The organism is Phocaeicola dorei (assembly GCF_013009555.1).
In the GTDB taxonomy this organism is placed as follows: Bacteria; Bacteroidota; Bacteroidia; order Bacteroidales; family Bacteroidaceae; genus Phocaeicola; species Phocaeicola dorei.
Window position 1 is genome coordinate 1118003 of record NZ_CP046176.1, and the last position, 22329, is coordinate 1140331.

The window sequence follows — 22329 nt, forward strand, 5'->3', positions numbered from 1 at the left end:
GGATTCCTGTAGGGGTGCATTGAATGTGCCTGAATACGTATAGCAAACCGTTCCCGGGCAGAGTCAATCTGCTCCTGCAGGAAATAATACATAAGCAAATCATTTAAACTGATGAATATGAAACTAAAAAGCCTTAGAACTTCCGCTACTTTGATAGTCCTGTTGGCTGTCTCTTTATTGACGTTCTCATGCAATAGCTTTGACGAAAGGTTGCCGGAATGTAGATTGTTGGTAAAGTTCAAATATGATTATAATATGCTTCATACAGATGCTTTCCATACACAGGTAGACAGAGTGGAATTGTACATCTTTGATAAGGATGGAAGGTATTTGTTCAGTCAGGTTGAGGAAGGAGAGGTTTTGGCTACAGGATACTATACTATGGAGGTAAAACTTCCGGTAGGCGAATACCAGTTGCTGGCTTGGGCAGGGGCACATGATTCCTATGAGATAACTATTCCTAACGGTGGAACAACCCTTACAGAAATGAAACTCCAGTTGATGCGTGAGGAGTCTCTTGTCATTAATAAAGAGTTGGAACCACTGTGGTATGGCGGTATCAATCATGTGAAGTTCACAGGTACTGCAAATCAGATGGAGGTAATCAATTTGATAAAGGATACTAATAAGATACGTTTTATATTCCAAGGCTCTTCCTCGGGGGAATCCCGCAGTACCGATACTAGCGGATGGACCATCAATATGCATGACTATGATTATGAGATTATAGAATCCAATGGATATTTAGGACATGATAATTCCTTGCTGGACGATGATGTGCTGAGTTTTCAACCTTATTTTATGGAACAGAAGAATCCGTCGGCTGCGGCGGTCGAATTGAACACTATGCGGTTGATGGAGGACAGGCCTGCACGGTTTGTTGTGACGGAGAAAGCAACCGGGAAGAAAGTCTTTGATATTAATCTGACGGATTTTCTTATTTTGACAAGTATGGAAGGGAATAAGATGAAACCTCAGGAATATTTAGATCGTGAGGATGAATATAAAATCATATTCTTTTTTTTTGACTCAACTGCATGGAATGCTGTTCAGATTAACATTAATGGATGGACGTGGTATATTCAGAATGAGGAAGATTAAAACAGAATCAAGAATGGTTTACGAATAGGGACCTTAGAAGCAATATGATAAATGATTGCTTCTAAGGTTCCTATTCTTTTTTCAATATTTATTCTAGTATCGGTTGATAACCTCTTTTGCCTTGTTTACGGCAGTGGTAGGAGAAATCTTATCCATACCGGATTCATCAAACATTTTCAGGGCTTTGTCTATATTCTTGATAGCCCCTTTATTGCCTTTCCTTTCAAATTCTTCTTTCAGAATGCGTATTTTTTCAAATGCTTGTACTCCTTCTGTCAGGCGTTCTAACCGGATAGATGAACGGGCGCCCGGATAAATCATATAAGTGTCCCCGGCAGCCCAAGCGGTAAAGCGGCTGTCCTGCAGAGGATTTTTCACCCAACTGTTTAAAGCCCAACGGAGATACCCATCCAGATTTTCTTTAGCACTGTGCCATGCCAGCCATTCAGCTTCGGCAGGTTCACTGAAAGTAAAAGTGTTGGGACGGGGTTCCGTGCAACAGGTATAATAAGTGGTCACTTTGCCTGCTTTCCGGCGTGCTTCAATCTCTTCCGGTGTGAACTTCTCGGCGATAGTGATACAATAATCATTCAGCTCATCCAATAACTCTTTGTGATACGTTCCAGCCAATGACACTTTAAAGTCTTTATCAGCCTTACGGATTACTTTCAGTGTTTCCTGCATGTCCTTCATCGGTCTTTCGTCCATCGCAATGTGAGTGATATCGAACCAGCCTTTTGCTTTCAGATGCTTTGCGAAATCTTGCAACATATTTATCCAGAATTCTTCATAAGCGGCTTCGCCCGGTTTGGCTTCCAAGAACTTGAAAGAGTTACTGGCTTGATCAAAATATTGGAAAGAAAGACGCCAGGGAACCATCGAGTAACAACTTATTTGCTTCTTGACTCCAAGGTCTATCATAAATTCCACCCATTTATCGAACACGGTATAGTCAAAGTACCATGTTCCATCCGCTTTTTTCAGCCAAGTAACCATGCTCTCAAAAGCGTCGTATGTCTGTCCGTTCCAAGGTTTGTGCATAATGGAGGCTGTAATTACTTTACCGCCTGCATCAGCATATAATTTCATTAATGGGCGCATCAAGTCGAAATGTTCCTTGCTGAATGGTTCCACATTGTAGTAACGGGATACTGCGTATGGATTTTGCCATAAATCCAAATGGAAAGCCCATTCGGAAGGAGGAGGCAGCGTACGTTTTTTCACTTGGATATTCAGTTTCAATTCGGCCAGTGTACTATTGTTGGCCTTTACTGTAACTGTTCCTGTGTATTTCCCGGCTTTAGTCTGCTGGGGTACGTTGATACGGATCCATCCCCCTTGGGTGGAGTTGGCGGGAAGAGTCAGAGCGGGAGTGATGTGGTCTATTACATCTGCTACTAAAGTTGAATCAAAGTCGGCGCTATTGCGGTAGCCACATGCGCCCAAACCGTCTTTGTTCAGTTCATCAGTCATGACATAGCGTACAAAGCCGGTACGGATATCATCTTTGCTGATGGTATTTTCACCAGAGATTAGATCACTGACTGTGAGAGTCAAATCATTCAGTGTCTTAGGAGTCCATACTACCATTTGGGCCGAAACCTTTTCACCTTTCCATGCAGTAAGGTTTATACTTTTCTGTGTACTACGGATAGGGGCTGGTTCCTCTTTCTTATAGCGGATGTCTGTGCTTCCCCAGCTGATTTGTGGGGCTGTAACTTTCGCCCATAAAGTGGGGTTGGTGGCAATAGGATTGGCTGCTTCCTGATAATATTCGGAAGTTTGGGCGTTCATACATACTGTTGACAACAGGAGAGCGCCTAGAAATAGGAGTTTTTTCATAGGTTATATAATAGTTAGTTGAAGTTACAAAGGTAACTCAGGGAGAGTTAATTTCCAAATAGGAGTGATGTAGTTTGCATAATTCCTGAGGAATATTTATTTTTGGCAAGTTATAATATAAAGGAAAATAGAGATGAAAAGAATTGTAAATGTGCTTTTTGCGGGTGTACTGGCTATGACTGTACTCTCATGTAGTGAAGAGAAAAAAGGATATACTCTGAATGGGGAAATATCAGATGTAAAGAATGGAATGGTGTATCTGAAGAAGTATCAGGATAAATCTTTCATAGATGTGGATTCGGCTGTAATTACGGATGGCGTTTTCAAATTTGAAGGTGCTTGTACTGAGCCGTTGGCATACGGGTTGACTACGTTCAAGGATAGCAAACGTCCGTTGGTATTCTTTTTAGATAACGAAGAGATGCAGTTGAAGATGAATGAATCGGAAAAGGTATTGACTGTGACAGGTTCTGCTTTGAATGATTTGTATGCACAGAATGCTCCTTTGACTCGTCAGGATGGATATAGCATAGATAGTTTGGTATCTGCTCATCCTGCATCGGCCGTTACTCCTTATTTTGTTGTGAAAGATTTCGCTTATAAGTTGAATCTGGAGGAAATGAAGGCATTACGTGCCAAATTAGATGCCTCATTGGATGGAACCATGTACGTCAATCAGATAGATGATTTTATCAAGCGGATGGAAAATATTCAAGTGGGAGCTGTAGCTCCGGATTTTACATTGCCCGATGTAGATGGTAATCCCGTCACCTTATCCGGTTTGAGAGGAAAATATGTATTGATTGATTTTTGGGCTTCTTGGTGTCCTGATTGCCGCAAGGAAAATCCGAATATTGTTGCTGCCTGGAATAAATTCAAGGATAAGAATTTTACTATTTTAGGAGTTTCTCTGGATCGTAAGAAAGAACCTTGGTTGGCTGCTATCGAGAAAGATCAATTGACATGGACTCATGTTTCAGATTTGAAGGACTGGAAGTCGGATGCAGCCGTGCAGTATGCTATTCGTTGGATTCCTATGAATTTTTTGTTGGACCCCAATGGAGTGATTTTGGCGGTAGGATTGGAAGGCGAGGCCTTGCAACAAAAGTTGGAAGAAGTCTTGAAATAAGTTTCCCATCATAGGTTGCACAGATTAGAATTTTGATTTAAATCTGTGTAACCTGTAGTGAAAAAATAGTTGTTTTTATGAAGTTTTCGATGCTATTTTTTTTCGAAAGTATCCGTAATAAGCGTTAGTGCCCCATCTCCGGTAATATTACAAGCTGTTCCAAAACTGTCCTGCAATGCAAAAATCGTAAGTAGTAGTGCAGTTCCGGCTTCATCAAAGTGAAGGACAGAGATGATGAGCCCTAAAGAGGCAAGTACTGTTCCACCCGGTACTCCCGGTGCACCAATGGCGAATAATCCTAATAACAGGATGAATAAAGTAATTTGCAATATGCTGGGCATGCTTCCATAAAGCATTTGTGATACCGTGAGTACAAATACGGTTTCTGTCAGGATAGAGCCGCACAAGTGTATATTCGCGAATAAAGGTATTGTTACGTCGCTGATCTCTTTTCTCAGTATCGGGCTTTTACGGGCACATTCCAATGCTATACCCAATGTGGCTGCCGAAGACATCGTACCTAATGCCGTGAGGTAGGCAGGACCGTAGTATCTCAGTACTTGATAGCTATTCTTTCTGGAATAAACCGCCGCAATGAAATAGAGTAGTGTCAGCCAGATGAAATGGCAAACAATAACAACTATCAGAATGGAGAGGAATACAGGTAATTGTTTCGTAACAGCTCCCTGATAGCTGAGAATGCAGAAATTGGCGGCAATAAACACAGGAAGTACAGGAAGCAATACCCTTTTCACCAATTCAAGTACCATTTTTTGGAAAGTGTCCAACAACTTTGATATTTCGTCCGATTTTACCCAAGCAGTGGCAAGCCCTATCAATGCGGCCAGTACCAGTGCAGTCATTACGTTCATGACTGGTGGAATATCTATCTTCAGCAGATTCTCCGGTAATGCTTTCAGTGAGTTGGCATCATCGGCTATATGCAGGAAAGGAATTACATTGTATCCTACGGCAGCCCCGAAGAAAGAAGCCCCGATGGAGGAGAGATAAGCAATGCCAAAAGCAAATAAAAGCATCTTTGACGCATTACTGCGCAAGTGTGCGATGGAGGGAGCGATGAATCCTAAAATGATAAGAGGAACTAAAAAGAAAATGATTTGTCCCGTAATGTGTTTTATGCAAACGATGGCTTCCAACACAGCGTCGTTTACGACGAAACCTGCCGACAGTCCGATAATTACGGCAATAAGCAGTTGCACGATGGTGTTACTTAGAAACTTTTTCATATATTTTTTTCAGTTAAACGATGAATATCCGGAAAAAGTTTGCTGTATGTGTATGTTATTTCATAGCTCGGACAAAGATAGGAAAATAATATAGAATGTCATCTGAAAAATAGAAAAAGACGGGAAACATCGCGCTCCCCGTCTTGCAAAGTCTTTTCGCCTTATGCTAATACCTTAAATTAAGCGAAACATTTAGACTCTCTCTTATAAGTGATAGTTGTTATTGAAATATGAATTAAAAGTTGTTTTTACCTGTATCCCACCATAGACGTGTACCGCCGTTGTCTGCACCGCCAAGAGCCGTACAAAGGTTCTTATATTGTTCCGGATCTTTCTTGGCATCGTCCTGTGAGAAGGGGAGGCGACGAATCATGATGTCCGTATCAATTGTACCGTTGCTATTGTTGGTTTGGACTTTGAATAATTTCGGATATCCGGTACGGCGTTGTTCGGTCCATGCTTCCATACCTTCCGGCCAACAGGCAATCCATTTTTGAGTGATAATTTTTTCAAGTTGCTCTTCTTGATTGGCTGCATCGTCAAAATCGGGAGTAGTGGTTATCAATGCTTTCATATCTTTTCCGGGACCTGCTGCATAATTAATGTAATCCGTCGGTTTGCCTTTGCTTGCCAGATAGAGGCTTGCATCTCCGGCGCCCCATTGGTCGAATGAAGCTTGAACACCGGTTTCGTAACATTGCTTTGCACTTTCGCTTTTCGGATTGATACCTCGTAAAGATGCTTCGGCACGTAGGAGCCAAACTTCCGCTGCTGTCAGAAGAACGGCGGGTGTGGATGCGGCGATTGTTTTAGTATTGATAAAAGAATAACTTTGATAGTAATTGGGATCACCATCCTTGGCATATACTCCTTGAGGCACTCCTAAATATTCCTCTGTGTGGTCTGCCAATGTCGCCGGACTGTAATATATACTGATGCGTGGATCTTCATAACCGTTTAAAACAGAAGCCATTGTTGCTCCCATGTAGGTCTCGCCCCAGCCGGCGACACCTGCTAGCGGGTTTTGATATCCTTTACCGGAGATTTGGATGTTCTCTGCGGATGATTCAATAACACCATAAGAGTTTTCCAATGCTTTTTTGGCCTCGCTGGCGGCAAGTGCCTTATTTACATTAGATACACGCATGGCCAAACGAAGGCGCAATGAATTTGCAAATTTAATCCACCTGCTGGCAGTCGGGCAATTGGACATATTGATACTTTTTACTCCATCTTCTTTACCTCCTTCTTTCAGATAAGCATCCAATGCCTCTACGGCTTTATCCAGGTCATTGAAAAAAGCTTTATAGGCTTCTTCCTGAGTGTCAACGGAATTTGCTTCATTCTTTCCGAATTTAGAATAGACAATGGGGCCATAAGTATCAGCAATGCGATGCATGGCTTCTACTTTCAGAATAAGGGTGGCACCATAAAAATGCTTGTACTTGGCTTCATCTTGTGTAATCAACGTCGATTTATGGGCTACCGGGAAAATGTAATTATAGGTATAGTTCCATGCACTGGCCGTCCATCCTGCCTCTAATGCGTATACCGTATTTTTATCGCAGAATTTAGAAGCAAAATCATGGAAATATCCTGCGAACATATCATGATTCAGGTTTTGGAATGTTTGCCAGGGCCAAGTGGTTCCTTCTCCCCAGTCGTAGTTAAAATAAATACCTTTTTGAATGGTCTCAAAATTAGTGGTGTATTTCTGGAAATCATATTCTTTTACGATATCATCAAAACTACCGTTGATTTTATTATCAGATTCGAATCCGTCTGTGCATGAGGCAAGACTCAGGAGGCCGCCCATGCATAAAATTGAAATATATTTTGAACTTTTCATAATGTCTTTGTTTTTAAGGTTAGAATGTGAACTTAACGTTGAAACCGATGTTACGTGTAGTCGGCATGCCGAACACATCAACGCCCTGCAGAGTATTACCTACTGACAAAGTTGCATCCGGATCAAATGGAGCATCTTTGTACAAGAAGAATAAATTGCGTGCAACCAATGTAAGATCCAGTCCTTTGATAAATTTGGTTTTGGAGAGAATGGATGCCGGGAATGAATAACCTAGTGTTAATTCACGCAAGCGTACATTCGTTGCATCGTACATGTAGTATTCTGAAATACCGTTACGGCCTCCGACAGTACCATAGAAATTAGGAACGTCTTTGAATTGGATACCTTCATATTCCACATACCCACGGTCGCGTGCCTCTCCGGATTCTTTGCTGACGCCCATTGCATCCAGGTGTGCTTGAGTCAATGACATAACATCACCTCCGATGCGTGCGTCAATCAAGAAATATAAAGTAAATCCTTTGTAAGTAAAGGTATTGCTCCATCCTAATAAAGCATCGGGGTTGGCGTTGCCCAATAAAGTGTTGTTTCCTGTTACTTTAATCGGATTTCCTGCCTCATTTACTTTGATCTTGCCATTTTCATCTCTTTCAAATCCATTACCATAGATATCGCCCAGTTTTCCACCTTCTTTTACCCACATATCGTATGCCATGGAGAACCCTTCCGAACCATAACGGAATGATTTATAATCCTTGTGTAAGGAAACAACCTTATTTCTGTTCATGGACATATTTACAGCAGTTTTCCAACGGAAATTTTCATTCATTAAAGGAGTACCCTCTACGGTTAATTCAATACCGGTATTGCGAATTTTACCTGCATTGACATAACGGAATGCATAAAGTGAACCTGCCGGATTGGCTACTTTCAGCAACTGATTTTTAGTATCAGTACGATACCATGTAAAGTCAATACCGAAGCGATTATTGAAGAATTTCCATTCTGTACCGAATTCAATGGAAGTACTGATTTCCGGTTTCAAATCACCACGTTGCTCAATGTCATTGGTCTGGATACTTCCACCACATTGAATAATATCCGCTAAGTTTGTAATTCCGATAGGAAGGTCATTACCAACCTGTGCGAATGAACCACGGAATTTTGAGAAATTGATCCATTCCGGCAGTTTGACACTGTTGCTCATAATCCAAGTCAAACCTACTGACGGATAAAAGAATCCATTTTTCATACTTTCTGTATTCGCTAAAGTGGAAGACCAGTCATTACGTGCTGTAACATCCAGATAAAGAGCATCTTTCCAACCTACTTGCGCTGTACCGAACAAGGATTGTATAGTACGTTTCGCATCAATCGTCTGGTTGATAAATCCCTTTGAAGAGAAGATGATATTGGAAACGGTAAATACATTAGGGCGATATAAAGAAGCTGTTTTGGAGTCAATCATCAAAGAATTGGCTTTGCTCACATTGATGCTGGTTCCCAATGCTGCGTTGATAGAAAAGTCACCCAATGTTTTGTTAAACATGGCCATGAAGTCACCATATACTTGGAAATTTTGTTCATCCGACCATACATAACGTCCGTTGGGAAGCCCTGTCTCATCATTCTTGCCGGCAATATTTGCAGCTGTTGAAGCATACATCTTGTTGTCAAATTTATCACTTACGTAGTCTACATTGCCACGTGCCTGGAAACTTAACCAATCAGTAGCTTTTAAATTTGCACTGATAGAAGCCAATGCGCGATAACGTTTACTCTTGTTGGTCACACGGTTTTTAATCCAGTACGGATTCTGATCCCATTCACTGAATGAGCCGTCTTCATTCTTTGTGTACCAATTCTGTAAATTCATATTACGATCCGTGTCGAATACTTCAAAATTTTCAGCATACGGAGCCAAATCGGCGCCACGGGGGAAAGAATACAGACCAACTAGCGGATTCAGATAATAACCGCCTCCGGCAGGAGTGTTCCGGATAGTCTGTGTCATCAAACTGGCATTTCCATCCAATTTCAAGCGATCGTTGAAAAAACTGGCTGTTTCACGGAAAGTGATATTATGCTTTTGAAGTTTGTTTGAGTCAACGATACCTGTACCTCGGGTATTAGCATAAGAGAAGTAGGTTTGCATCTTGTCATTGCCTGTTTGGAAAGTTAAAGAGTTGATAGCAGTGATCCCGTTTCCGAACCAATTGTCCACATTGTCATAGTCTGTCAGGTTCCCTTTGCTACCCCAGCTGCTGGTACCATCGGCAGTTTGTCCATAATTGTTTTGGAATTGGGGCAGGCTGATAGCATGGTCTACTGTCAGGTTGGAAGAAAATGTAATTCTTGACATACCGGCTTTTCCGGATTTTGTTGTAATTAAAATGACACCATTAGCTGCTTGTGAGCCGTAAAGAGCTGCTGCGGATGCACCTTTCAATATGCTCATACTTTCAATGTCGTCAGGGTTCAGATTGGAAATACCGTCACCAGAGTCATGGTTGACACCGTCATTTTCACCTCCCATAACGGTGGCTGTTGATTCTGTTGTGATATTCAGCATGGGAACACCATCAATGACATACAACGGTTGGTTGTTACCACTGGCGAATGCTGAACGCGCACCACGGATAGATACTTTTGCCGAACCTCCAAGACCGGATGAACTCTTTGTAATCTGTACACCGGCGGATTTACCGGCTAGTGAATTAATCATATTCGCATCCTTTACCTTATTCAGCTCGTCACCATTCAATTGCTGTGTAGAATAAGTCAAAGAAGCTTCTTTCTTTTTAATACCCATAGCGGTTACTACAACAGTTTCCAATTTCAGGGCGTCGTCTTCCATCTTGATGGTAAAGTTGGTTTTTCCGTTTACGGGAATGATGACTTTTTTATATCCGATGTAGGAAACGGCTAGTTGTGCATCAGTGGGAACTTCCAGGGTAAAGTTGCCGTCAATATCTGTAATAGTACCGTTAGTAGTACCTTGTTGAAGTATGTTTGCACCGATAATGGCTTCACCCTGCATATCCGTTACAACACCTTTTACAGTGATCGTATTCTGCTGCTTCACTTCTTCACGGGCTATGTTGCTTTCTTTAGTCAGAACAATATTCTTTCCTTCCATTACATAAGAGATTCCTGTTCCGGCAAAAACTTCATCCAGAATTTCGGATACGGCTTTGTTACGGGCTTTAACAGTTACTTTGCGGTTAAGGTCCACATTCTTTTTATTATAGACAAACAGATAATTGGTCTGTGTTTCAATGGTCGAGATTAATTGAGCTACCTTCATGGTGTGGGTATCAAAACTAACTTTTGCATTTTGAGAGTGTACATTTACGCTAAATGCGCTGAATGTAGTAGCCAAAAGAAGAAATAAGGTAATCTTCATAGTTCGTAATATTTGTTTAAAGCCTAAACTTTTTGGGCATAAATACCCTTCCAAAGAAATTTTTCTCATATCTTTGTAATGTGTTAAGTTAATAAATTTGATTAAGGTCAATTGTTAGCTGTCGAATCGGGGAGTATGGGGGTACTTTCCGATTCTTTTTTCAAAGGTTCTTATGTAATCATAATGGTTAATTTTTAAGGTTAAACTTCTATTGTGATTTTATTCTATAGTTATCTTATTATGTTCGTTATCAATATCGTATTTGAACGGATGGTCTTTTTGTATAACTTTTAGTATATGCTCTATGCCATCCAAATCTTTGAATTTACCGGTACAACGGTAGTTCTCTAAGATTTTAGGATTCTTCACTGTTATCTTATAATTATAATATAGAGCAATCTTGTCCAGTAATTCTTTAAACGGAACATCATCGAAATAATAAATGCCTTGCATCCATGCTAAAGCATTGTTGCTGCTCATTTCGCCCGTTCTATATTTGCCGTTTTCCATCGAGAAATACTTTCCTTTCGTCAGGCTGGTAATTGTTTTTTCTTCTTTTGCACTGTTGGTAAGCAAGTTGATGGAACCTTCTATCAGTCTGGCTATAAAGCTGTTTGAACCTTTATAAGAACATACATCGAATTTTGTTCCGGTGACTTGTACCTTTATGTTTTCTGTCTGCACATAAAAAGGAATTTCCTTATTGTGTGCCACCTCGAAATAGGCTTCTCCGTCTAATGTGACTTTACGGTCTTTTTTACCGAAATCTTCATCATAAGTCAATGTAGTTTGGGAGTTCAACCATACTACCGAACCATCGGGGAGGTCCATCTGCGCACGTTGCCCCGCCGGAATACGGATGGTTTGTGACAATTGCTGCTTGGGTTTGTGCATATGTGGCAAATCCATGACAAAAACAATAGCCAACATGGCGGCAATGGCAATCAGCGGATACAGATACAGATGTCCTTTCGGCTTCCGCTGTATCTTCGAATCATCGGAAAAGAGGGTAATATCAAACAACATTCGTTCTTTCAAAAAGCGTTCCTTGTTCTCGGCACTGCTTTCCGTCCATTCCACAATTTGGCTTTCCTCTTTTTCCGTGGTTTCTCCTCTGAAATATTTATGTAGCAATTCTGTCTTCATTCTTTCCGCATTTTGTATATAGAACAGGATAGTGGGAAACAACCCTAGCGGAAAAATGATTTTTTTTCGATTTTCTCAAAAAAAGTGGTTTTTACCCTCTTTTTTCATTTCAGATAAAATTATTACCGCCCTGACACACTGCTAATAAAAAATATTAGTAACTTTGCAACACCCAAAATAAGCGAGATTGTATTTATACACTATAAACAAAAATAAGAGATTATGATGACAATTGACAAATTCAACTTTGCCGGTAAAAAGGCAATTGTCCGCGTGGACTTCAATGTACCTTTGGACGAAAATGGTAAAATTACTGATGATACTCGTATCCGCGGTGCTCTTCCTACACTGAAGAAAGTGTTGGCTGATGGTGGCAGCTTGATTATCATGTCACACATGGGTAAACCCAAAGGTAAGGTAAATGCTAAATATTCATTGAGTCAGATTGTCGATGCTGTTTCTGAAAAATTAGGTGTACCTGTTCAATTTGCTCCTGATTGCGCAAAAGCCGGTGATGCTGCAGCTGCTTTGAAACCGGGTGAAGTCCTGTTGTTGGAAAACTTGCGTTTCTATCCTGAAGAAGAAGGAAAGCCTGTTGGCATTGACAAAGAAGATCCTGCATACGAAGATGCCAAGAAGGCAATGAAGGCTTCTCAGAAAGAATTTGCCAAGACTTTGGCTTCTTATGCTGACTGCTATATCAATGACGCATTCGGTACTGCTCACCGTAAACATGCTTCTACAGCTGTTATCGCCGACTATTTCGATGCAGACAACAAGATGTTGGGCTATTTGATGGAAAAAGAAGTTCAAGCTGTTGATAATATCCTGAAAGATATCAAACGTCCGTTCACTGCTATTATGGGTGGTTCTAAGGTATCTACCAAGATTGGTATTATTGAAAACCTGATGGATAAAGTGGATAACTTGATCCTTTGCGGTGGTATGACTTATACTTTTGCTAAAGCTCAGGGTGGTAAAATTGGTAATTCTATCGTAGAAGATGATAAATTGGAATTGGCTCTTGATATCATCGCTAAGGCTAAGGCTAAAGGTGTGAATTTGGTATTAGGTACAGACTGTGTAGCTGCTGATGCATTCTCTAATGATGCTAATACTCAGGTTGTTCCTGCAAATAATATTCCTGATGGATGGGAAGGCTTGGATGCAGGTCCCGAAACTCAGAAAGCATTTGCAGCAGCTATTGAAGATGCTAAGACTATTCTTTGGAACGGTCCTGCCGGTGTATTTGAGTTTGATAACTTTACTGCCGGTTCACGTGCAATCGCCGAAGCTATCGCTAAAGCAACTAAGAACGGTGCGTTCTCATTGATTGGTGGTGGTGATTCTGTAGCTTGTATCAACAAGTTCGGTATGGCTGACCAAGTATCTTACATCTCTACCGGTGGTGGTGCTTTGTTGGAAGCGATCGAAGGAAAAGTTCTTCCGGGTGTTGCAGCGATCAAAGGTGAATAATTGGTACTTCTCTATATAAAAGAAAGGCAACCCGGTTTCGAGTTGCCTTTTTTAGTATTTTGTTTTTTGTAGTGAATTCTATATCTTAGAACATAAACAACACGGTGGCTACCAGTCTGTTGTTTGAAACAGAATGGGTATCAATGATTGTTCCATCTGACTTATCTAGTGAACCGTACCATGCAGAACTGAAATTATATTCCACACCGATTTTCCAATGAGGAACATTATAAGTCAGTTCGGCACTGGCACTGATCAATTGATCTACATTTGTACCTGTGCCATACATTTTGGTAACCTCATCGTTGGTGCCTAAATTTTTCATGTAACCAAAGAAAACAGCCGGTTTCCATTTTTTGCCATACACAATGTTCAACCAAGAACTGGAGTTGCGGTTGGGGGAATATTCTTGTTCACCTGTTCGTTGGTCTATTGATTTTATGCCATAGCCTCCCAACATAGAAACCTGTGTAAGATTGGAACCTAATATGCTTTTGGCAGCTATATACCATACAGGTGAAGTATATTTCATGTGAACTTCATAAGACAGAGAAGTGATACGTTCATCTACTTTATACACTTTATCCTCTACCACAGACTGAGTACGGGGTTTTAATGAAACCATTTCAATACCTGCACCTACCAACCAGTTGTTACCTTTGTAATCTGCACCGATATAGACTTCCGGGATACAGCTTTCTTTGATGTATTTCTGGCTCTTGCCATCAGGGCCTTGTGACAGATATTGAGATTGCCAGATCGCTGCACCTGTCAACTGTATATCACCTGTCTTGTAGCGGAAACGTATTTGCGGAGCACGGCTGAACGGTTGGAAAGGAGCTCCCATATTCAGATTCAGGATTTGTGGGGCGACGTCACCATACAGCGGATGCCAGGTTTGACCCAACAGCAAGGACGGTTTTCCCCAGTCTAAGTTCAAATATGCATGGCGCAGGCGAACGGTAGAGAAAGTGGTTCCTGAACCGCGAAAGTCCATTTCCACTTTAGCCGAGGTTTTTGCCCTGCCCAGTTTAGGGCCTTGAACGTCGACTCCCAGACGAGTGTACAAGGTATAGAAGCTTCCATTGGCTGTTGCATTCAGGTCTTTTCCGTCTGTATCATATATTTTGTCTTTGGGATACATATAGAAAAGTCCGTCCACAGTTTCTTCGTTGGCACGGCTATTGTAATAAAGATCGGTGCGAACTTGTCCGTAAAACTTATAACTGAAATCTTTGTTTTGGGCAAAACTGCTTGCCGATAGCAGTAAAAGTGTGAATAAGAATGAATATTTTCTCATGATTTAAAGGGTTGTTATAAACATTCGGCAAAATTACATAATTTATTTGAAAAAGGCTGTGTGGTTCCTCATAAAAGTGTCATATCGCGCTTGGATGGAACAGCCTGCATTGAATTGCACAAAAGAAACTGTCCGAAAGCAAAAGATAGCTTCCGGACAGTTGTTTATTTTACTTCTTTCGTGGAATTAATAGATTTCTATTTCATCCAATGCCATTGTACTGGGCACTTCGCTCTTATCATGCGGACTATAGCAATCAATACCATTACGTATTTTGCCTCCGCTTGTAAATTCTATTTTCACCTTTACAGCTTCTTGTGCCGGGAACTCTATTTCTTCATCGAATCCTTTGAAGGTGTTTTCTTTGATGTCATAGGTAAATTCCTTTTCGGCCACTTTCTCGAATTTATTGCCTGAGGCGGAAACATACACCACAGCTTTGCTTACCGGTAATATATTGCCGGCTGCATTATAAAGCGTACCAAATCTGATTTTACTGATTGTAGCTTTATCAAAGTCTGCCACGAAGGTCACTTTATCATTATTGTCCGGGCGGATACCTACCCATGGAGTGGAAGAGGCATTGTTCCCACGTTTTCCGTTGGTTAGTCCTAAAGTCACCGTATCGGCCCCTAATATGTCATTTTCTCCTAAAATATCCCCCTTCATTCCTTTGGGTTCCGGAGTTATTTCATATTTCTTTCCACTGATTAAATTCTTGTAAAGTTGTTTATGGGTAACTTTACCAATCTGCTTACCGTCAACAAAGGCGGCGGCTTTCAAGTCGTAAGTACCTTCCAATGGGAATGGATGGCTATATAAGCTGGCATTTACAGACGGTTCCTCACCGTGGATTGTATAATAGATTTGTGCTCCCGGATAGAATGTTTCCAGTTCTACATTCAGTACTCCTTCTTTAGTGGAACGGGTATTAATGTTTACATCAAAGAAGTTGAGGCATGGTTTTACCCCCATTATTTCCAGACGTTTGAAATCTTCTACCATGCGGCTGCAGAATGAAGTGAAATTCTTCTCCTTCATCGGAGTCCATCCGGTCTCGGCTATGGCGATTAAACGTGGGAAGATTTGATAGTCACGATTGTCTTCGGTTGGCATATATTCAGCCCAGCAATTAGCTTGTACGCCTATGATGTGTTGTTTTACCAGACTGTCTGCATCAGCCGGTACAGGATTGTAACTATATGTTTTCTTCAATGTGTTATACCCACCGATAGTGACAGGGGCTATTTCCGGTTCTTCTTGATAATGATCAAGATAAGCGTAAGGATTGGGAGTCATGATGGCATCATGCCCGGCTTTGGCTGCGGTCATTCCGCCTTCCACACCACGCCATGACATTACTGTGGCGTTGGGAGCAAGCCCGCCTTCCAGAATTTCATCCCAACCGATGATGTTGCGTCCTTTGCTGTTCAGGTATTTTTCCGCACGGTTTACGATATAGCTTTGTAACTTCTCTTCTTTGGTATGCTTTCTGCCGTCTACGGGATTAGGAGTGACATCATCTTTAAGCCCTAGGTCTCGTATCAGTTTTTGGCAATGGGAACAATGTTCCCATGCGTATTTGGGGCATTCGTCACCACCTATATGTATATAAGAACTTGGGAATAATTCCACCACTTCGTCCATGACTCCTTCCATAAATTGAAAGAAAGTGTCGGTAGGGCAGAATACCTGGTCAAACACACCCCACAGTTTGCAAACTTCGTAGGTGCTGTCCGGAGTACAGGATAATTCGGGGTAAGAGGCAATGGCTGCCAAGGCATGTCCCGGTAGCTCTATTTCCGGAATGACGGTGATATATTTGCTTTGGGCGTATGCTACCACTTCTTTAATTTCTTCTTGTGTATAGTAACCTCCATGAGGTTTGCCGTCATATTTAAACGGGTAGTGGGTATAGAAATAATCCACCATGGTTTCTGAACGTTGGGAACCGATTTCGGTCAGTTTGGGATACTTTTTGATTTCGATTCTCCAGCCTTGGTCATCCGTAAGATGCCAGTGGAAGGTATTCATCTTATGTACGGCCAATACATCAATGAATTTTTTGATGTAATCTATCGATGCAAAATGACGGCATACATCCAGCATTGCTCCGCGATATCGGAACGCCGGAGTATCTTCTATCTCGACGCAAGGTACGCTCCATTCGGCATTGCGTGCTCTTTCCTTGCTATAAATAGCTACCGGCAACAGTTGATACAGAGTTTGCAGTCCGTAATAAAATCCGTTAGGTGTTGATGCTGTAATCTTTATCTGTTGGGGGGTGACTGATAATTTGTAGGCTTCTTTCTCCATATCCGGAATGCTGTCAAAAACAATGGTGGGTACATTTTCATGTAATTCACCACCCGGTTTCAATTTGATACCGGCTACATCCAATACGGTAGTTGATAGACTGGAAGCGATATTTTTCACTTCTTGTGAGGCGTTCACAACGACAGGAACATCGCTGTTCAGATAAAAACGTCCCGGCTGCTCATTCATAGTAACAGGCAGCGGAACTACATTGTACTCATTGATTACTTCTTTCATTTGGCACCCACACGTTAATAGCCCAACGAAAAATACTAGCAGACTCTTTTTTTTCATAATATATCTGTGCTAAGTTTTTAAATAAAGGGGGTATAGAAATTCTTTGCGGACAAAAATAGCAATAAAAACGGAATAAACATGTTTTTCAGAGAGATTAATATGTTTACAATATAAAAATATTTTTCACAGATTTGTTTCTTTATTGCTAATAGAATGTTATCTTTGTCCGAGTTAACCAATTTATTAATCTGACACACATGACAGCAAATACCCCCAAACGATTGCTCGCTCTTGACATTTTGAGAGGCATCACCATTGCAGGCATGATTCTTGTGAATAACCCCGGTTCGTGGGGGTATGTGTATGCTCCGCTGGAGCATGCCGCCTTTAACGGATTGACCCCCACCGATCTCGTTTTCCCTTTTTTTATGTTCATTATGGGAATCTCGACTTATATTTCTTTGCGGAAATATAATTTTACTTATTCACATGCCACGTTGCGTAAAATAATGAAGCGTACAGTCATTATTTTTTGTATCGGTCTATTGTTGAATCTTTTAGCTAAGTCTGTTTTTACACATCATCTGAATTTTGAAGAATGGCGCTATCTGGGAGTCATGCAACGGCTCGCTATAGGATACGGTGTGACCAGTCTGGTTGCTATAACGGTGAAGCATAAATATTTTCCTGCTATCATTTTGGTGACTTTGGCCGCTTATTTTCTTTTATTGGCTACGGGAGACGGCTTCAATCAGTCGGAAACCAATGTTGTGGCTCGTTTTGACGCATGGGCATTGGGCACATCCCATATGTACCATGAGGGCGGAATGGCGTTTGATCCGGAAGGGCTGCTGAGTACTGTTCCTGCGGTGTGCCATGTGATGGTAGGATTTTATTGTGGAAAGTTGTTGCTTTCCGCTAAAGATAATGCCGAAAAGATACAGCGGTTGTTTCTGATAGGAACTATACTTACATTTGCCGGCTTTCTGTTAAGTTATGGCTGCCCTATTAATAAAAAAGTGTGGTCGCCTACTTTTGTTATTATAACTTGTGGATTGGCGTCCAGTTTTTTGGCTCTGCTCATTTGGATTATTGATATGAAAGGATATCAGAACTGGTGTGCTTTTTTCCGGTCATTCGGAGTGAATCCTTTGTTTATTTATGTGTTTGCGGAAACAATGGGAATCGCATTGGGTGCTACGGGCGTGAGTGCCTTTATTTATGAAAAGATGCTGGCTCCGGCATTGGGGGATTATCCCAGCTCATTAGTCTATGCTTTGATCTATATTATATTCTGTTGGAGCATTGTTCATATTTTATATAAAAAAGGCATCTATATCAAGATTTAGAAACGGATACAGAAAATTAGTTAGATGAAAGAAACGGGGAATATTTTTATGTCAGAACTGACGGAGGTGTTTAGTAAACGTCAGCAACAGTTTATTCAGTTTGCTTACTCGTACGTCAGGGACAAGGAAGAGGCTGAGGATATTGTAATGGGGGCGTTTACCAATGTGTGGGAGCACCGGAATGAATTGCGGGAGGATACGAATATTTCCGCATTGTTGTTGACAGCCATAAAAAATCGTTCACTGAATCATTTGCAACACTTGGAGGTACGTATGCGTGCCGAGCAGCATATAGGAGATATACGGCAGAAAGAGCTGGCTTTGCGTATCTCGACTTTGGAGGCTTGTGATCCCGATAAATTGTTTTGTGATGAGATACAGGCTTTGGTGCAGGAAGCTATTAGTGAACTGCCTCCTACAAGCAGGGAGGTGTTTATTTTGAGCCGGATGAAAAATTTACCGAACAAGGAAATTGCTTTGCGATTGGATATTTCTGTAAAGACTGTGGAATTTCATATCACCCGGTCGTTGAAACAGTTGCGGGTGCGGCTGAAAGATTATCAGTTTCTTTGGAGTTTTTTGTAAAAAAAAAGCCATACCTCAGTTGTTTAGGTATGGCCTTCTTTTTTATTTCATATACAGGGATTAGAAACTATAATCTGCACTTAAACCGAATACTTTGTTAGTACGGCTGTATACATTTGTTCCGGGTAATCCGGTTCCGTTATAGTTGGTTGACTTCTTGGTATAATCCTCATAATTAGTCCACATATAGCCGACATTCAGATTGAGATGCTTGTTCATTTTTATTTTGGCTCCGACTCCCAAAGAGTAAGAATCACAAGAGAAACTAGTATCTGATTGATAGTTATCTGATAGTCCGTAGTCAGTGATCTGTCCACCACAGCTGAGGGTCAGTTGCTTGGTTACATCAAACTCGATACCTGCCAAGTATTCATTGGTTCCTTTAGTCAGATATTTTTGTTTACCGTTTGCCATACCTGCGTTTTTATCATCATAGAAATGATATTCTACAGAAGCACGAAGTACCGGAAGGAATTCGTAGGCGGCTGCAATGGAGAGCATGGCTGGGATGTCATTGGGAGTATTCACACCGTGTTCGTAGGGGGCTACCATATCTTTGGCACTGGGTGGATATTGTAAGTTCTTTGTATTGTTTTCGATATTCAGATTGGTCTTGAACTCATATTTAGCACCGATATTCAGTTTGCCCAATTTAACATCTGCACCGATTACAGGAGTGAGTCCCCAACCTGTTTGGTCACAGTTCAGAGCGAGTGGCAACAGGTTGGTATCTGTTCCTTTCACAATGGCATTTAAGAATCCTTTATAACCGCCTGTAAAATAGTTCATACGTCCTCCACCGAATACAGAAAGCCATTCGGTAGCTTTATAGGATAATCCCAACTGTAAAGAGTAAATATATTGTTTACCATCCATGGCGCTTGTGATATCATACATGCCGGGAACGATTATCGGACTTTGTGGGTTTGCCTGATGTGCTTTCACACTATTCTGAAAAATACCGGCCATGGCCGCAGATTCAAACATAGGCAATCCGTCATCGAAAGATGCTTTTCCACCTCCGGCGGTAATAGCGAAGAAACCTGAAATAGTCCATTTGTCTTTTTTATAGGCTGCAAATAAACTGGGAATAACCGGTGCGGCTGCCGTTCCTTCATAATATTTTTCGAAAGGCTTGTCTGCAACGGTAGGACCTGTGGCGCTAACCCCGTTGTATGTCATAAAACTAGCATCAATATTTCTAGTCTGATAAGCACTTTGAATGCTCAATCCTACATGGAATCCGTCTTTGGGTAAGAAAGCCAGTCCGGCAGGATTAGACAAAGCACCATCTATTTCTGTAGTAGCACCACGGGATAGCATACGGAGAAAAGCTGCATGTTGATTTGTATTGGTTAAAATACCTCCTGCGAAAGTTGAATTTGAAACGATTAGCGTCGCTGCGCTAATTAATAATAGTTTCTTCATTTATTACTTAATTTTTTTGTTTGCGGGCGCAAAGGTAGGATAAAATAACACGCGGACAAACCTTTTGTGCAATTATTTGCATAATCTATTGAAAAAATCAACTGTTTCAGTAGAAACTATTTAATTTTCTTCGTTTATTTCAGAAGGCTTTTGACCCATGATTTTCTGAGTGTTTTTTAGCTGTTGAGTGCCTTGTGGATTACTTGTGGACGAACTTTTTTTAATTAATTCTTTGTCTTATAGTAGGTTAATGCCTATGCTGTGGACAAGTTGTGGACTTATCGTGGATTTTCTACCTTATTATATTAAAACAAAGAAAGAAACAAAGAAAAACTCCCTTAAGGGTTCTTTGAAAAAAACGTCCGTCATGTTCTGTCAACGCTCGGGTCGTTTTTTCAAACTATGCTGAAAACTTTTGCCAACTATGCTGGAAGTTCCCGGAAGTTTCCAGCATAGTTTGGGCATGATATGCCTTTTGTTCCGGAATGGTTATTTCCAGGAATAAATTCTTTGCCTGTTTACAGATTCTTCACCACATTCAGCATGGTGGATTGAGAAGAATGTTGTATCTTTGTAACCCTTTTACGCAATACAAATTTTTTATATGTATACTAACAAAGAAATATGGAACGTGAGTTATCCGATTTTTCTCGGATTATTAGCGCAAAACATTATAAATGTGACGGATACGGCTTTCTTGGGTAGAGTGGGGGAAGTCGAACTGGGAGCTTCCGCCATGGGTGGATTGTTTTATATCTGTGTCTTTACTATTGCTTTTGGCTTTAGTATCGGTTCACAAATTTTGATTGCCCGTCGTAATGGTGAAGGGCGTTACAAAGATGTAGGCCCTGTGATGATACAGGGAGGGACATTCTTGCTGGGGCTGGCGGTGCTCATGTTCGGGCTGACTCATCTGTTGGCTCCATCTGTTGTCCGTCTGCTCATCTCATCTGATTCCATTTTTGACGCCACCATGGAATTCCTCAACTGGCGTATCTTTGGTTTTTTCTTCGCTTTTATCAACGTGATGTTCCGTGCGCTGTATATTGGCATTACACGTACTAAAGTGCTGACGATGAATGCGGTGGTCATGGCATTGGTGAATGTGTTGTTGGACTATATTTTGATTTTCGGTAAGTTTGGAATGCCGGAGATGGGGATTAAAGGAGCAGCTATCGCTTCGGTGATGGCTGAAGCCGCTTCATTGGCTTTCTTCTTGATTTATACCTACGCAAAGGTGGATTTTAAGAAATTCGGCTTGAATCACTGGCAGAAGATTGATTTCTCTTTATTGGGAAGGATTCTGAGTATATCGTGTTTTACCATGGTACAATATTTTTTGGCCATGGCTACTTGGTTTGTCTTTTTCATCGCGATAGAACGGTTGGGGCAACGCGAGCTAGCGATTGCCAATATCGTACGTAGTATCTATATCGTGATGCTCATTCCGGTTCAGGCACTATCTACTACTACCAATTCCTTGGTCAGCAATCTGATCGGTGCGGGAGGAATAGCCCATGTCATGCGCTTGATTTGGCGTATCGCACGGATGTCGTTTTTCATCATGATAGTCTGTGTGGCCATAGTGGTACTTTTCCCTCATGCTATGCTTTCGGTTTATACCAATGAGCAGGCCTTGCTGGTGGAATCCGTGCCTTCGTTGTATGTCATTGCTGTGGCAATGGTCATCGCATCGGTGGCTAATGTCTATTTCAATGCCATTTCGGGAACTGGAAATACGCAGGCTGCTCTGATACTTGAAATGGGGACTTTGGTGTTCTATACCCTTTACATTCTGTGGATAGGCATGGTAGTGAAAGCACCGGTTTCGGTTTGTTTCTCCATAGAGGTGGTGTACTATAGTTTGTTACTGCTTAGCAGCGTTATTTATTTGAAAAAAGCAAAATGGCAGAATAAAAAGATATAAGGTTCATAAGTTTTTTGTATTTTTGCACCC

14 protein-coding genes are annotated in these 22329 nt (G+C 41.2%); 6 read left to right on the forward strand and 8 right to left on the reverse strand.

Annotation, left to right across the window (positions count from 1 at the left end; genetic code table 11):
* The first annotated feature begins 117 nt into the window (after nt 1–117).
* On the forward strand, nt 118–1101 hold the full coding sequence (locus tag GKD17_RS04295; protein ID WP_007844753.1) for a FimB/Mfa2 family fimbrial subunit: 984 nt from the start codon (nt 118–120) through the stop codon (nt 1099–1101).
* 93 nt (nt 1102–1194) lie between these two features.
* Here GKD17_RS04295 and GKD17_RS04300 read toward each other — a convergent pair whose 3' ends face one another.
* The gene (locus GKD17_RS04300) at nt 1195–2943 is read right to left on the reverse strand and encodes a DUF4091 domain-containing protein (RefSeq protein WP_007836906.1); all 1749 of its coding nucleotides are present in this window, start codon (nt 2941–2943) and stop codon (nt 1195–1197) included.
* 133 nt (nt 2944–3076) lie between these two features.
* On the opposite strand from GKD17_RS04300, the gene GKD17_RS04305 reads away from it, so the two are divergent.
* Complete coding sequence (locus GKD17_RS04305) at nt 3077–4072, forward strand: TlpA disulfide reductase family protein (RefSeq protein ID WP_007836907.1); 996 nt, start codon at nt 3077–3079, stop codon at nt 4070–4072.
* Nucleotides 4073–4164: 92 nt separating this feature from the next.
* Here the strand turns inward: GKD17_RS04305 and GKD17_RS04310 are convergent, their stop codons facing one another.
* The 4 genes from GKD17_RS04310 to GKD17_RS04325 form a co-directional block, all read right to left on the reverse strand.
* Entirely contained in the window at nt 4165–5319 is a 1155-nt protein-coding gene (locus GKD17_RS04310) for a dicarboxylate/amino acid:cation symporter (RefSeq protein WP_007836908.1), read from the reverse strand.
* A gap of 235 nt (nt 5320–5554) precedes the next feature.
* Nucleotides 5555–7168 carry a SusD/RagB family nutrient-binding outer membrane lipoprotein gene (locus tag GKD17_RS04315; protein WP_007845562.1) on the reverse strand — a complete coding sequence of 538 codons (1614 nt, stop codon included), beginning with the start codon at nt 7166–7168 and terminating at the stop codon, nt 5555–5557.
* 19 nt (nt 7169–7187) lie between these two features.
* Entirely contained in the window at nt 7188–10604 is a 3417-nt protein-coding gene (locus tag GKD17_RS04320) for a TonB-dependent receptor (RefSeq protein ID WP_007836910.1), read from the reverse strand.
* A 150-nt stretch (nt 10605–10754) separates the two neighbouring features.
* Nucleotides 10755–11681 carry a FecR family protein gene (locus GKD17_RS04325; RefSeq protein WP_007836911.1) on the reverse strand — a complete coding sequence of 309 codons (927 nt, stop codon included), beginning with the start codon at nt 11679–11681 and terminating at the stop codon, nt 10755–10757.
* Nucleotides 11682–11903: 222 nt separating this feature from the next.
* Here GKD17_RS04325 and GKD17_RS04330 point away from each other — a divergent pair, with 222 nt between their 5' ends.
* Complete coding sequence (locus GKD17_RS04330; protein ID WP_007836912.1) at nt 11904–13157, forward strand: phosphoglycerate kinase; 1254 nt, start codon at nt 11904–11906, stop codon at nt 13155–13157.
* Between the two features lie 85 nt (nt 13158–13242).
* Here GKD17_RS04330 and GKD17_RS04335 read toward each other — a convergent pair whose 3' ends face one another.
* A complete protein-coding gene (locus tag GKD17_RS04335) occupies nt 13243–14457 on the reverse strand; it encodes a hypothetical protein (protein ID WP_007836913.1) in 1215 nt (404 codons plus the stop codon).
* Nucleotides 14458–14643: 186 nt separating this feature from the next.
* On the reverse strand, nt 14644–17067 hold the full coding sequence (locus GKD17_RS04340; protein WP_007836915.1) for a beta-N-acetylhexosaminidase: 2424 nt from the start codon (nt 17065–17067) through the stop codon (nt 14644–14646).
* Between the two features lie 200 nt (nt 17068–17267).
* On the opposite strand from GKD17_RS04340, the gene GKD17_RS04345 reads away from it, so the two are divergent.
* Entirely contained in the window at nt 17268–18359 is a 1092-nt protein-coding gene (locus tag GKD17_RS04345; protein WP_007836923.1) for an acyltransferase family protein, read from the forward strand.
* A gap of 24 nt (nt 18360–18383) precedes the next feature.
* Nucleotides 18384–18944 carry an RNA polymerase sigma-70 factor gene (locus GKD17_RS04350; protein WP_007836924.1) on the forward strand — a complete coding sequence of 187 codons (561 nt, stop codon included), beginning with the start codon at nt 18384–18386 and terminating at the stop codon, nt 18942–18944.
* 60 nt (nt 18945–19004) lie between these two features.
* Here GKD17_RS04350 and GKD17_RS04355 read toward each other — a convergent pair whose 3' ends face one another.
* A complete protein-coding gene (locus tag GKD17_RS04355; RefSeq protein ID WP_007836925.1) occupies nt 19005–20372 on the reverse strand; it encodes an OmpP1/FadL family transporter in 1368 nt (455 codons plus the stop codon).
* Between the two features lie 604 nt (nt 20373–20976).
* On the opposite strand from GKD17_RS04355, the gene GKD17_RS04360 reads away from it, so the two are divergent.
* A complete protein-coding gene (locus tag GKD17_RS04360) occupies nt 20977–22299 on the forward strand; it encodes an MATE family efflux transporter (protein ID WP_007836926.1) in 1323 nt (440 codons plus the stop codon).
* Nucleotides 22300–22329 lie beyond the last annotated feature (30 nt).